This is a genomic window from Paenibacillus solani (genome assembly GCF_001277345.1).
GTDB classification, from domain to species: Bacteria; Bacillota; Bacilli; order Paenibacillales; family Paenibacillaceae; genus Paenibacillus_AQ; species Paenibacillus_AQ solani.
Genome location: NZ_LIUT01000001.1, coordinates 361,797 through 375,428 on the forward strand (window position 1 = coordinate 361,797; position 13,632 = coordinate 375,428).

Genomic DNA, 13,632 nt, shown 5'->3' on the forward strand with positions numbered 1-13,632 from the left:
GAAGAAAGGCGGGAGTGAAATGGGCGATATGATAAACGACAATGCAGCACTCAAAGCCGATCCGATGCCGCATAAACGGCCCGCCCGAAAACGGAAATGGGATCATGAGGGGAGATGGGGGCTGCTTATGGCCTCCCCTTATCTCCTTCACTTTATTATTTTTGTGGCGGGACCCCTCGCTGCATCGCTGTATTTCAGCTTTTCCGATTACGATATGCTGAATCCGCCTCAGTGGAGCGGATTGGATAATTTTAGGCGTATGGCCGGTGATTCACTGTTCATGCGTTCCCTATGGAATACCTTGTATTTTGCAGTGCTGTTCGTACCCCTCCAGACCTTCCTCGCTCTCGTGCTGGCTGTTGCGTTAAACCAGCGTTTGAAAGGGCTTAAATGGTTTCGGATGGCTCATTTTATTCCGGTGATCTCCTCATGGACCGTCATCTTGTATGTCGCTGACGCCGTATTCAATCCCCGCTTCGGTCTGGCGAATACACTGCTTGCGAAGCTGGGGTTCGCAGGGCAAGGCTGGCTGCAGGATCCGAAGCTGGCCATCCCGCTGCTCGTCTTCATCGCGGTATGGAAAGGGATCGGTTATATCATGGTCATTTATCTGGCGGGACTTCAGAGCGTTCCCGGGGATTTGTATGAAGCTGCGGAGATTGACGGAGCAGGAGCTATACGTAAATTCCGCAATATTACGGTTCCGTTGATTTCGCCGACGACTTTCCTGGTGGTCATCATGAGTACGATCTCCACCTTCCAGGCATTTGAACAAATTTACGTGCTCACCGGTAGAGGGGATATCAGTTCGGCGGGTGGCCCGAATAACTCCAGTCTGGTCATGATGCTGTATTTATACCGTGAAGGGTTCACGTTTATGAGAATGGGTTATGCTTCCGCTATCGCTTGGGTGCTGTTCATGATTCTGTTCTTGTTGACGCTGGTACAGCTTAGGGCGCAGAAGAAATGGGTGCACTATGACTGATTCAGTGGTCAAGAAGGAACTGCAGCTTATGAAGCGCCGGACGAAAGGAGGAATCTGACATGAGAAGAAAGCTGCTGGGCAAAAGCATCGGATATGTGCTGATTGGGATCAGCTCGCTCATTATGATTGTGCCGTTCTTGTCGGCATTCATGAATTCTTTGAAAACATATAAGGAATATACAACGGTTCCGCCCCGCTGGATTCCCGAGGTATTTCAGTGGGCCAATTATGCTGAAGTATTCAAACTGGGGAATATCGGCGGGTATACGCTAAACAGTATTTTCGTAGCTGTCTTGTCAGTCATCGGCGCCCTGATCTCTTGCTCGATGGTTGGCTATGCATTCGCCAGACTGCGTTTTCCGTTGAAAAGTACGCTATTTGTGATGGTGCTGGGTACGATGATGATCCCGGCCGTCGTGATCATTATTCCGCACTTTATCATTTTTAATAAGCTGAACATGCTGGATACCCTCACGCCGCTGTGGATCATTGAATGGCTGGCTCAGCCGTTCGGGATATTTCTCATGAGGCAGGCTTTCATGAATATTCCCAAGGAATATGAGGAAGCGGCCAAAATGGAGGGCTGCAATCCGTTCCAGATCTATTTGCGGATCTTCATTCCGATGGCCAGGCCAACGCTGGCGACACTGGCGATCTTTACGTTCATGGGCAAGTGGAATGAGATTCTGACGCCTGTCATCTATTTGACCTCGAATGAGAAGTATACGCTGCCGATCGGTATTCTCTCCTTATCCGGACAGTGGACCGGCAATGAACAGCTGATGATTGCGGCAGCACTGGTCAGTCTTGTTCCGATTCTGCTGGTGTTCCTGTTCGCAGAGAAGTATTTTGTGCAGAACCACAGTATGGCCGGAATCAAGTAATGGAGATTTATCAGCGAAGCGAGACATGCTGTGATCCAAGGAAAGGATGTAAAACAAGATGAAGTTAGCCGCATTCAGTGGATCTTTGATGGATTACAGCATCCACGAAGCGATGGGGATTTGCGCCGAGCTCGGATTTAATGGCATTGAGATCGCGTGTCGAGAACCGCATTTAAGTCCAGAGACCTCACTTGCACGCGTGCGTGAGATGAAGACGCTTGCGGATGAGCACGGTCTGGCGATTCCGGCACTGGCAGGATATATGGGACATTTCTCGACAAGCGGAGACGATGATTGCGCCGTTGCCTACGATCAATTTATGGAGTTGCTGGAGCGGGCAGTCATGCTGGACGCAGAGATGCTGCGCATCTTTCAGGGAGGGCCGAACGCCTTCCTGGCAGAGGACTATCACTATACCAAGGCTGCCCACTGGATTCGAAAATGTGCGGAGGAAGCCCGGGCTGCGGGAAAGCGAATTGTACTGGAGATTCATAACCAGAGTCTGGTGGAAACGACGGACAGCGCCCTTCGTTTGCTGGATTTAATTGGTGAGGATCATGTCGGCGTGATTCATGATGCAGGCAATATGTATATCACGGACACAGACTATGGGGATGAGTCTGTTCGGCAGCTCGGAAGTCGGCTGTTTCATGTGCATATCAAGGATGAACAGCGAATCGGGCAGGTGGGGGCGCCCGGAACATTCAAGAATTTGACCCGTCACGGGGAAGAGTTCTTTCTGCAATGCCGCCTTGGTGAAGGAGAGGTGGACCATAGCGGGCTGCTTAGAGGACTTCGGCAGCAGCAGTATCAGGGCTGGCTGACGCTGGAGTGCGCTGCTCCCTATCCACCGAAAGAACGCCTCGCATACGATCTGCTGGTTATCAAGGAATGGCTGCAGAATGTGGAGGTATTAGAATGATCGGAATCGGGCAGGGACGGAAATTTGGAATCATCGGCTGCCAGCATGCTCACATCGGCATATTCATTGAGGAGATGCAGGCACTGGGTTACGAATGTGCAGGAGTATACGAACCAGATAATAAGCGGTTAGCTCTTTCACTCGCCGACCGTTATGGTTTGGAACTGATCGGGGATCGAGAATCCTTGCTGAACGATGAACAGTTGGCTGTTATTGGGTGTGCGGCGATTAACAGCGAGAAGATGGATGTCATCGAGCTGTGCGAGCTGCACGGCAAGCCCATCATGATCGACAAGCCTGCGATAACGGATCGGGCCGGGCTGCTCCGGCTGCGAGGAGTTATGGAGCGGGGAAAAATCGAGGTAGGCATGATGCTGACTGAACGTTTTCGTCCTTCGCTTCATACGGTTCATCAGTTGATCGAATCCGGAGATTTGGGCGACATTGTTCATATTGCGATGCGCAAGCCGCATCGGCTGAATCCGGATACCCGCCCGGCCTGGCATTTTGATAGAGTGCAATCCGGGGGGATTCTGAATGACCTGCTCGTTCATGATTTTGATTTGTTGAGATGGCTGACAAGGCGGGAAGTGAAGTCGGTATCCAGTTATATGGGAAAGCATATTTTGCCTGAATACCCGACCTTCTATGATGCTGCCGGTGTGCAGGTCATCATGAACGGGGGAATAACGGCTCAGCTCTATGCGGACTGGCATACACCTGCAGGAAGCTGGACTTGGGGAGATGGCCGGATATTCATTACGGGGACGCTTGGTATTGCGGAAATACGGCTGGAAGGCGATCCCTTACTATCAAGCGATGAGGTTCTGCTTGTTATCAATGAAGAGGAACTTCGTTCAATGCCATTGGCCTCCCCTCCATTGTCGCTCACCCAGGATTTTCTGAATCGAATCGAGGGAAAAGACAGCATGATTTCGTTTGACGATATTTATAAAGCTTCGGAGGCCACGGTAAAGGCCGATGAAGGAGCACAGATTCTATCGCGGGAGTAAAAAGATGGATAAGATCGTACAGCAAACAATGCATAGGGGAGGCGTGGAGAACATGACGGAGAAACAGCTGCCGGTCCGGTTCGGAATCATCGGCTGCGGAATTATTGCAAACATTCATGCGCAAGGTATCATGAATACGGAGGAGGCTGAGCTTGTCGCTGTATTCGATCCGAAACGCGAAGCGGCGGCCAAGCTGACTGAAACGTACGGAGGCGACATTTGCAGCACGATGGAGGAGCTGTTGGCACGCGAGGATGTGGAAGTGGTCTGCATCTGCACACCAAGCGGCATGCATGGAGAGCAGACAGCCATGGTGGCCCGGGCGGGCAAGCATGTACTGGTGGAGAAACCGATGGCGATCCGGCTTGAAGATGTCGAGCGTATGATTGCGGTCTGTGCCGAGAACGGGGTGCTGCTTGCCACCGTCTTTCCTCGGCGCATGTCCCCGCAGGCCAAGTTTGCCCGGCAGGTCATTCAGGAAGGCCGACTGGGACAACTTAGCTTATGCTCGGCGTATGTCATGCTGTACCGGGATCAATCCTATTATGACAGCGCCGGCTGGCGTGGAACCTGGGAGATGGATGGCGGCGGCGCAATGATGAACCAGGGAATTCACACCGTGGATATGCTGCAATGGCTTGTTGGACCCGTCGCCTCCCTGTCGGCGAAGGCCAAAGCCGTACTGCGCAACATCGAAGTTGAAGACACGGTAATCGCTGCGCTTGAATTCGTAAACGGGGCGCTCGGCGTTCTTGAGATCACGACTACAGCCTGCGACGGCAAAGGGCAGCGCCTGGTCATCCACGGGGATAAAGGCGTGCTCATTATTGAAGAAGATACCATCGTATCCCTTGAAATCGATGGCGTGCAATTAAAGCTGCCAGAATTCGAACCGTTTAAAGTGATCCCGGACGGTCACCGTCTGCAGATCCGGGATATGGCGCTTGCCGTGCGTGAAGGCCGCAGACCTGTGATCACCGGGGAGGAAGGCAGACATTCCCTGGAGATTATTCTCGGCACTTATGAGGCTTCGAGGCAGCGCCAAGAAATCGAACTGCAAACCGGAACAGCAGTATCCTAGAATATGGAGGTGAGCCTATCATGTCCGGCTACAGCTTGAAGCCTGTTCTTGAAGAGGTTCAGGATAAACTGAAGATTCGCGTCCATGCTGGGCGTGAAGCGATGGGAAAGGCGGCAGCTGACGATATTTGCGCAGCGATGCAGCGTCTTCTGGCTACGAAGGAGCGCATTCGCATCGTGTTTGCAGCCGCCCCGTCGCAGAATGAATGCCTGACGGCACTGGTTCAAATGAAAGGATTGGACTGGAGCCGGGTAACGGCTTTTCATATGGATGAATACATCGGCCTGCCCTCGTCGGCGCCGCAGCGGTTCGGGAACTTTTTATCCCAGCGGTTGTTCGATCAGGTATCCCCTGGCGAGTTGCATCTGATCGATGGCATGAATGATCCTGAGGCAGAATGTGATCGATACAGCCGCTTAATCACCGCTGCGCCGATTGATATGGTTGTCCTCGGCATTGGCGAGAATGGACATATCGCCTTTAATGATCCGCCTGTTGCCAATTTTACCGATCCGCTATGGGTGAAGCAGGTCAAGTTGGATGAGGACTGCCGCCATCAGCAGGTGAATGACGGCTGCTTTGCGAGTCTGGAGGAGGTTCCGGAATATGCGCTAACCCTCACGATTCCGGCCCTAATGTCGGGTGCCCATCTATTCTGTATCGTTCCGGGCGCAAGCAAGCGGTCAGCCGTGCAGAAAACGTTGTATGGTGATATAAGCGAGGCCTGCCCTGCAAGTATTCTTAGACGGCATCCGGATTGCACGCTGTACGTGGATCGGGAATCTTACGGGGAGATCAGGAATGAATAGCAACGAAAGGGTTCGTGCAGGCCGGCATTATGTTACAGGTGAGTGGACTCAGCTCGCATGGAATCCTGACGGTCGAATAGAGCGAGTAGTTCCTGGACATGGCGATGGTGAGACATGGATCGCTCCAGGATTAATCGATCTTCAGATTAATGGCGGCTACGGCCATGATTTCAATTCGCTGCCCCTTACTGTCGATACGGTAATCCAGGCAACAAGGCGTTTATGGGAAAAAGGCATAACCCTGTATTATCCCACTGTCATTACGAACGGCGATGAAGAGATAGAACAATTATTGCGTGTTATTGACGCGGCTTGCCGGGAGGATGAGTTGGTCGGTTCAACCATAGGCGGGATTCATCTGGAAGGCCCTTTTATTTCTCCGGAGGAAGGGCCGAAGGGGGCGCATGATTCGCGGTACATCAAGGCACCGGATTGGGAGCTGTTCATGAGATGGCAGGCAGCATCGGAAAACCGGATCCGGATCGTAACCTTGTCGCCGGAGTGGCCGGAAGCAGCGGGATTCATTCAAGCGTGTGCAGAGGCGGGAATCGTTGTATCGATCGGGCATACCGCTGCCACCCCCGAGCAGATTCGGGAAGCGGTGAACGCTGGAGCCACGATGTCCACGCATCTTGGCAATGGCGCACATCTGATGCTTCCGCGCCATCCGAATTATATATGGGAGCAGCTTGCGCAAGATGGGCTGTGGGCAGGGATGATCGCGGACGGGAATCATTTGCCGGATTCGGTTATCAAGGTGATCCTTCGCGCCAAGTTGTCCAAGGCGCTGCTCGTCAGTGATGCCGTATACTTAAGCGGAATGCCGCCTGGGGAGTACGAGACTCATATCGGCGGGAATGTCGTCCTAACGCCGGCGGGTAGATTGCACCTGGCCCGGAAGCCTGAACTGCTGGCCGGTTCAGCCATGATGCTTGTCGATGCGGTATGTCGATTAGCGGAATCGGAACTATGTTCCTTCGCTGATGCCTGGGAGATGGCTTCGACATTTCCAGCGCAGGCGATGGGGCAAGCGGACCGATATGGGCTGAAGAGAGGCGCACAGGCCGACTTCGTGCTGGTCGAGAAGCGCAAGGGGGAGCTACGCATTTTGGAGACCGTCAAAGGTGGATGTTCTGTATATCGGATGGATCGTTAGATGCTAGAAATATCAATCATCATCCATCGATATCTTGAATATCTTATGGATGAAGATTAGTAGATCAACAGATCGAGATATAAAAATACCCCTCTTGAATTCAAGAAGGGGTATTTACATTAGTTTTTATTTTAAGAAATCTGAATCTAAACGTGCGGCAATATTTCTTTTTGATAAAATTCATATAATCGATTTATAGAAGAACTTGATAAAATATGACTGGCTTGTTCAATTTTCTCACGTTCCCAATCGAACCATCGCATTTCCATTAACTTTTCAATTTCTGCGTCCGTAAAGCGTTTCTTTATTACTTTTGCAGGGTTACCGCCTACGATCGTATACGGTGCGACATCTTTGGCAACAACCGAACCAGCTGCCACAATGGCGCCTTCACCTATCGTCACACCTGGCATAATCATGGCATTCATTCCAATCCAGGCATCACTTTCGATGATGGTATCACCTTTTGGTGCGTAGGAAGTTTCAATCTGATCTACAAACGGGTACACGGTTATCCAATCAGAATGATGATTGTGATTTCCACCCATTAGAATAATAACACCACTTGCAATGCATACGTAATTTCCAATAATCAATTTATCTATATGCCAACCATAATCTTCGATGGGGTTAAATAACTGTCTGGATTTTTCATCCCCCCACATGTATCTAACACAACCATCTTCAAAATCATGATCATCGTAATAACCGGAATAGTAAGAGTATTCTCCTACTGTAATCATTGGATTAGTGACAATATCCTTTAGATACTTAATTTCTGACCAGTGTTCGAACCTATTCTGTTTCATTTTCTATTTCCTCGCTTCTAAGTAGAATATATGTTTTTACTTAGAAGCTTAATACAGTAGCGACATTCTTAAACCTTATCAAACGACGAACCATCGTCCTCATCCTTTTCCTATGTGTTGGTGAGATTGTAACAAAAGTATGATCTTTTCGTCAAACTCCAGACTATACAGGCTTCTTGTATAAATAGATTCTTTGAAAATAAAACGTCATATGTCGATTGACAATATGTCGGTAGTTAGCGTCTATTATTATCGCGTGAAGTCTGTTCATTAAATTACATATGGCAGTAAAAAAAGAAGAGGGTGTGTGATATTCTTCCACGCTGTTAATTCTGGAATAAGATGCAACCAAGGGAGTAAAAGCGCTCAAATAGTATTTTCAGAAGCTTTTGGCGGGGTAATCCATCCCTAATCGTATTTTGCTACCATCTCCGTCAGAATTTCCTTCATACGATCCACCATCTCACGGGGTTCCTTCACAGTGGCATCGTTCCCTAAGCCGATAAAAAATTTAGCAAAATACATCATTTCGCCAGCGGGGACGCTCTGATCAAGCCGTCCGCTTCCATCGGGCTGCATATCAATATGGGGCACCGGCCATAACTCCGATTCACAGCGCTGAACGCCTTCCCGGCTCAGATCAACGACCATTCGAATAGAGGCCGATAACTCTTCGCCGTATTCTCTCCAGTTGCCCAGATGGATATGGCGGTGATCCCGTGGTTCGATTCCGGTTATATCGTAGGCCGCAGACTGCATGCGGTCACAACGGAACAGGCGAAAGCCATCGCGCAGAAAACAATAAGCGGCACAATACCAGAAGCCGTTGCTTGCATAGACACCGACAGGTTGGATACTCCGTTCCGCGCAGCCTTCTATGGTTTCGTATTCCATCGTAACGACTCGCTGCTCAACAGCGGCATCCAGCAGAATCTCAAGAAATTCGGCTTTTTGCTGTCTGGTGTGCGTATGAAAATCCACCCGGTTCTTCATCTGATCAATCCGGTCACGGACATCACCTGGCATGTAATAATAAAATTTTTGCAGGGCTGTAGAAGACTCGGCTTCAAAGGGAAGAAATAGATAGTGACGCAGGGCATGGCTGGCAAAAAACATCGCGACCGCTTCTTCCTCGCTAAAAGCGATTGGCGGGAGAATTCGTTCCTTCAGAACCTGATATCCGCCATGTGGTCCTACTTCGGAATAGAGCGGAACCCCCAGCTCGCTTAGCTCTTGCAGGTCCCTTAGAATCGTGCGAGGGGATACGCCGAACTGATCGGCCAGTTCTCTTACAGTGAATTTCCGCATTCGGTTAACGGTCATCATCAGCTCGATGAGACGTTTGGATTTGGACATAGAATCAGCTCCGAATCGTTTGATGACTATGACAATAGTTGTCACTATTATAGGCTATACTGAACGTAGAACCTAGATACCCCTAATAAAATAAAAATGGAGTGATGGAATGTGAGTCAATTGAAGGAAATGAAGCAGCTGTTGTTCGAGGAGCTGGAGCTTATCGTTAGGACCAGCTCGAATCTGATCGGCAAAATTTCGGCAGAGCATTGGGATTATAGACCAGCCCACAATATGAGGTCGCTTCAGGAGCTGGTGCACCATCTGGTTTTGGTGCCTGCAACGGACCTGCTGATTTTGCAAGAGAAGAGCGAAGCAGAGATCCGCGAGCTGGAGGCGAGCATTGCCGCAGACAGCGTGGACAAGGACAAATTGACCGCTTGGATGACAACGGGGCTTGCGGATCTTAAATCTTACATGAGCGATCTTACAGATGAAGAGTTTTTGCACAAAAAGACAAAGCCCTTCTACCTGGAGCACGGTTCAACGCAAGCCAAGTGGCTGATCGAAATTGTCACACATGCCCAGCATCATCGTGCACAATTATTCAATTATCTGAAAGTCCAGGGCTATGAAGTGAATATGTTTGATTTATATTAAGGGGAACACCAATATTTCCCGAGTAATAAATATAAGGAGAACTAAAGATGCTGAATATGTTTTTGACGTCTTCATTTAAAGATGTTGTTGATCTCTTTAGAGAATTCGCTGGCGAGGACCTGAAAGGGAAGACGGTAACGTTTATTCCCACTGCGAGTAAATCCGAGGAAATCACCCACTATATACGTACAGCTATAGAAGCATTTGAAAAGTTGGGAGTCGTCGTTGAAAAGCTTGATATTTCAATAGCACCACTGGAGGAGATCAAAGAAAAGCTCGAACGAAACGATCTTATTTACGTATCTGGTGGAAATACATTCTACTTATTACAAGAACTGTGAAAATCAGGGGCAGACAAGATCATAACAGATCAAGTTAACTCGGGGAAATTATATATTGGAGAATCAGCAGGATCTATCATAACATCTCCCAATATAGAGTATGTAAAATTCATGGATGATATAGGTAAAGCAACAACATTGAAATCGTATGAGGGTTTAAACTTTATCGATTTTTATCCTGTTCCGCATTATAACAACGAACCTTTTACAGACGCTGCTAATGATTTAATAGCTCACTACAATTCCAGATTAAATCTTGTGCCGATCTCCAATACGCAAGTAATCCAAGTTGATCATAATAATATAATTGTTCATTAAAAAAATACGATTCGATGATTAAAGGATGGCGACCGCCATCCTTCTTTTTATTTTTACCATAGATATTAGCTTGAAAGTGACGCAGCGTCATCCTGTACAATAGCTGAAATGCTGAAAGGGGTGAAAGAAAGTTATGAAACGATATACCGCTGCTGCAATACTATGGACCCTTACCCTGTTCTTGCTTAGTGCATGCAATTCCACGGACGAAGATGGGGATCTCCAGCGCGTAACGCTTGAGGAGGTAGAAGTGCTGGAGATCGACCATGGCAGTACGACTTTGTTCGTCGAGACAGCGGACGTAGACGCTTTGGAAGTATCGCTGCTCAGAAACAGCAAGTCCGCAGGGGCTGTTGTTGATAAGAAGGGCGATCGGGTAAAAATTCATTTAGATAACGATATCACTCGGATGTTGAATATCGGTAAGATGCCCCAGCTTAGCGTGAAAATTCCTGCGAATTATGAAGGGAAGGTCGTGATTGAAGGGTCTTCCGGCAGTGTAACAGGAACCGAATTGCAAAATCACAGCTTCCAGGTGAAGGGCAAAAGCGGGAGTATATCCCTAGCGTTCATTCGTTTGAATAATGACGTCGAGGTATCAGCGACAAGCGGAAACGTTAACATCCAGCTCGATGAAGAAACGCCTCATGCAACTTGGATGCTGCAATCAGGAAGCGGACGCCGGTCTATTGCTGTTCCGCTGGAGGATAGAAGGCAGAGCAACCGGAAGACGGAAGGGCGCTCAGGTGATGGCCGGCATGAGGTTAAGCTCAAAACCTCTTCGGGAAACATTTCGATCAAATAACGCATAAATCAACAGAGCGTAAGAAAAAACAAGCATCCCCATACAAGTCCTTATCCTAGAGTTCACAGCTTATGTGCTCTAGAAGCAGACCTTCTGGGGATGCTTATCATCTTGACCTATGAAAATTTCTTAGATGGAAAAATAGAATGATAGCATCTTATTCTTCGGCAGGCACAGAAGCCTTGGATGACGCAGAGGAAGATCTCATATATTGCGGCGGGTTTACGTCATCAATAAGCAGAATACCATCGTATTGATCACGAGCGATTAAGCTCTCGGGAATCATGCCCCAGCTGTAGGCATAACGCGGCTCGAACATCCATGAATTACCCGCCTCACGTTTTTGGTACCGCAGGTCAACGAAGGTATATGGCGAGCCCGCTGCCGACAGGATCGATTCTATGGACCCTGGCTCTGCAGGTAAAACATCATGCACATTACCCAGATTATCGGCGGTTTGCCCACTGGCGGGATACAAGCCGAGTACGTAGCTGTATTTCTTCATTTCCTCCGAGAGTTTCTCTCCCATTAAGGAAATTGGATAAGGTGTACCCATGACTTCAGTTTGAGCTTTGCGGATGTGGTCGTTGTGTCCCCAGACGATAAATTTCTCCGTTGGATAGACCTCGGTAGCCAGCCACATGAGATTATCATGCATCGCCTGATCCCGCCATTCCATCGATTCGAGGAAAGGTGCATAATCCCCGCTCTCCATACCAAGAGTCGATTCGATGGAGAGCTCTACATACTCTTTGGCTACCCGAATCCGGTCGTTCAGGCTTCGTTCCAGCAGCATAGACAGCTTAGGATTATCCGGATATAACTGCTTCAAATGAGTCTCGTTTGCCTTTGTTTTCAAGGATTTAATGGCGTCATTATATACTTGAATCAGCTGATTCTTCTCTTTACGGTAAGCGGCAAGATCCGTACCGAGAGAGTAATCGGACAATTTTTGTTCAGCTTCCGCAAGGCGCTTGGCCACATCCTCATCCTTCAGCCATTGTCCGTCAAACAGCGGGTACTGTAGCTGCATGTCAAAACCGGTTAGTATGAGCGGGCTCTCACTGGTTCGTGCCTTTTTAATGTAGTCGAACAACGGTAAAATCTCCTTGGACCACCAGACACCAAAGATAGAATCCTTCATCGTTTGTTCCGCGCTTCGCTGCCCGGAGAGGCTGTAAGACAACGAGCTGTTTCCAAGTCCGCTCTCGAAGGCCAGCACATTGTACCCCATTTCTTGATGCAGGAACTGGATCAACCGGGTTTTCGCCAGATTGAACTCCGCAACACCGTGGGAGCTTTCCCCCAAAAACACGATGCGTTTGTCATGCAAGAGCGGCTTTAGCATAGCCAGATCCTTATATTGGTTTGTGCCATTGGCCGTGTTGGCAGGCTGAATCGTATCCAATCGGTATACATGGTCTTTAGCCCAGTTCTCCCATTCGGCAATCTTTTCATCAGAGGTTCGGGCCATGGTTACCTCGGTAACCTGTCCTTGTATGGTATCAGGGGTGGAAGCGTATATATTTCCGGCAGGGAATAGGGAGACTCCCACAAGGGAGGCGGTGAGCAGAAATATCGTGAATGCTCTCTTGGTGTTACGCAGCATCATACTGGATCACTCCTTTTAATATAATTTGTTTATTTCTAATGGAAAGAACGTACTTGCAAAAAGATCATCATTAAGCTTCCTTGCCTGGAACGCGGCATCACCCCCCTAACATAAAAAATAATTACAGTGCGTGGGTTAGAGAACAGTACTGCTGCACTAGCCTTAGTCCTCCTCCCAGAACAGATCATTGAGAGTACGGGATAGTGCTTTGCATATGGCAACGCACAGACTGAGGGAAGGGTTATATTTCCCCAGCTCGATCAGACCGATGGTCTGTCTGGAGACACCGACAATTTGGGCCAGTTCTTCTTGCGATAAATCCTTCTCGACCCGGGCCATTTTCAATTTGATATTTTTCATGCGGAAGTCACCTTGTTATCCCTTTCTAAGCATCCAAATCGTCGTCTTTCGACATTTTCTGGCTCATTTTGTTTGCACCATAGTGAGTTACTATATTGACGCCCACAAAGAGCGGGATGTAGATAATCAACGAAAAAATGAATACGCTCAAGAAATACTTGATCTCGGTCGCACTGTTGCCGTTACCATACAAAACCGCGCTGCGAATTCCGAAATAGAGTGCGAGGATAACCCCGATAATAAGCCCCCAGATCGCCGTACGTTTGCTGAACGAAATTTTGCTTCGCTGGTCATGAACCTCCACTTCATCCGAGTAAATGCCCAATCCAACACTGCGGATTCCGAAATATAAGCTTCCTCCCACAATGATCAGCATTTCCAGCCAGACCGATTCCGCTTCGGGCTGCATAAAAGATTTAATGATGACGGAAATGCTGCAAATGACCATGATCAAGACGTAAACCTCTTTGTATAGCTTGTTCTTCAGATTGACGATACGCTCATCCTCAACCACCGAGTTTTTCTTAAACCAATTCAAGCTCATCATTCCTTTCTTTTGGTTAGAGATACGTTACTGAGAT

At 48.6% G+C, this 13,632-nt stretch carries 14 protein-coding genes and 1 pseudogene; 10 read left to right on the forward strand and 5 right to left on the reverse strand.

Annotated features, from left to right (window positions below; genetic code table 11):
• Nucleotides 1–19 precede the first annotated feature (19 nt).
• The 7 genes from AM231_RS01595 to AM231_RS01625 are packed head-to-tail and all read left to right on the forward strand — an operon-like array spanning nt 20 to nt 6,850.
• Nucleotides 20–985: a carbohydrate ABC transporter permease gene (locus tag AM231_RS01595; RefSeq protein ID WP_054401017.1), complete on the forward strand. Its 966-nt coding sequence runs from the start codon at nt 20–22 to the stop codon at nt 983–985.
• A 59-nt stretch (nt 986–1,044) separates the two neighbouring features.
• Complete coding sequence (locus AM231_RS01600; RefSeq protein WP_053489629.1) at nt 1,045–1,869, forward strand: carbohydrate ABC transporter permease; 825 nt, start codon at nt 1,045–1,047, stop codon at nt 1,867–1,869.
• 58 nt (nt 1,870–1,927) lie between these two features.
• Nucleotides 1,928–2,791 (forward strand): sugar phosphate isomerase/epimerase family protein, encoded by an 864-nt coding sequence (locus tag AM231_RS01605; protein WP_054401018.1) that lies wholly within the window; start codon nt 1,928–1,930, stop codon nt 2,789–2,791.
• On the forward strand, nt 2,788–3,804 hold the full coding sequence (locus AM231_RS01610) for a Gfo/Idh/MocA family protein (RefSeq protein ID WP_054401019.1): 1,017 nt from the start codon (nt 2,788–2,790) through the stop codon (nt 3,802–3,804). Before AM231_RS01605 ends, AM231_RS01610 begins: the two co-directional genes overlap by 4 nt.
• 52 nt (nt 3,805–3,856) lie before the next feature.
• On the forward strand, nt 3,857–4,885 hold the full coding sequence (locus AM231_RS01615) for a Gfo/Idh/MocA family protein (RefSeq protein WP_054403510.1): 1,029 nt from the start codon (nt 3,857–3,859) through the stop codon (nt 4,883–4,885).
• Between the two features lie 20 nt (nt 4,886–4,905).
• Complete coding sequence (locus AM231_RS01620) at nt 4,906–5,694, forward strand: glucosamine-6-phosphate deaminase (RefSeq protein ID WP_054401020.1); 789 nt, start codon at nt 4,906–4,908, stop codon at nt 5,692–5,694.
• A complete protein-coding gene (locus AM231_RS01625; protein WP_054401021.1) occupies nt 5,687–6,850 on the forward strand; it encodes an N-acetylglucosamine-6-phosphate deacetylase in 1,164 nt (387 codons plus the stop codon). Before AM231_RS01620 ends, AM231_RS01625 begins: the two co-directional genes overlap by 8 nt.
• Before the next feature lie 146 nt (nt 6,851–6,996).
• Here AM231_RS01625 and AM231_RS01630 read toward each other — a convergent pair whose 3' ends face one another.
• Together AM231_RS01630 and AM231_RS01635 are read right to left on the reverse strand one after the other, a co-directional pair.
• Complete coding sequence (locus AM231_RS01630) at nt 6,997–7,659, reverse strand: CatB-related O-acetyltransferase (RefSeq protein WP_054401022.1); 663 nt, start codon at nt 7,657–7,659, stop codon at nt 6,997–6,999.
• Between the two features lie 408 nt (nt 7,660–8,067).
• Nucleotides 8,068–9,015 (reverse strand): helix-turn-helix transcriptional regulator, encoded by a 948-nt coding sequence (locus AM231_RS01635; RefSeq protein WP_054401023.1) that lies wholly within the window; start codon nt 9,013–9,015, stop codon nt 8,068–8,070.
• Nucleotides 9,016–9,126: 111 nt separating this feature from the next.
• Between AM231_RS01635 and AM231_RS01640 the strand changes: the two genes are divergently transcribed.
• The 3 genes and pseudogenes from AM231_RS01640 to AM231_RS01650 all read left to right on the forward strand — a co-directional run bounded on the left by AM231_RS01640 (nt 9,127) and on the right by AM231_RS01650 (nt 11,079).
• Nucleotides 9,127–9,615, forward strand: a complete 489-nt coding sequence (locus AM231_RS01640; RefSeq protein WP_054401024.1) for a DinB family protein — start codon at nt 9,127–9,129, stop codon at nt 9,613–9,615.
• 47 nt (nt 9,616–9,662) lie between these two features.
• Nucleotides 9,663–10,274 (forward strand): annotated as a pseudogene (locus tag AM231_RS01645) (Type 1 glutamine amidotransferase-like domain-containing protein).
• A 133-nt stretch (nt 10,275–10,407) separates the two neighbouring features.
• Nucleotides 10,408–11,079: a DUF4097 family beta strand repeat-containing protein gene (locus AM231_RS01650; protein WP_054401025.1), complete on the forward strand. Its 672-nt coding sequence runs from the start codon at nt 10,408–10,410 to the stop codon at nt 11,077–11,079.
• Between the two features lie 157 nt (nt 11,080–11,236).
• Here the strand turns inward: AM231_RS01650 and AM231_RS01655 are convergent, their stop codons facing one another.
• From AM231_RS01655 to AM231_RS01665, 3 genes are all read right to left on the reverse strand, one after another.
• Nucleotides 11,237–12,688, reverse strand: coding sequence for an erythromycin esterase family protein (locus AM231_RS01655; RefSeq protein ID WP_423212914.1), 1,452 nt, complete (start codon nt 12,686–12,688; stop codon nt 11,237–11,239).
• Nucleotides 12,689–12,853: 165 nt separating this feature from the next.
• Entirely contained in the window at nt 12,854–13,051 is a 198-nt protein-coding gene (locus tag AM231_RS01660; protein WP_009594955.1) for a helix-turn-helix transcriptional regulator, read from the reverse strand.
• 25 nt (nt 13,052–13,076) lie between these two features.
• Entirely contained in the window at nt 13,077–13,595 is a 519-nt protein-coding gene (locus AM231_RS01665; protein WP_054401027.1) for a DUF6773 family protein, read from the reverse strand.
• Nucleotides 13,596–13,632 lie beyond the last annotated feature (37 nt).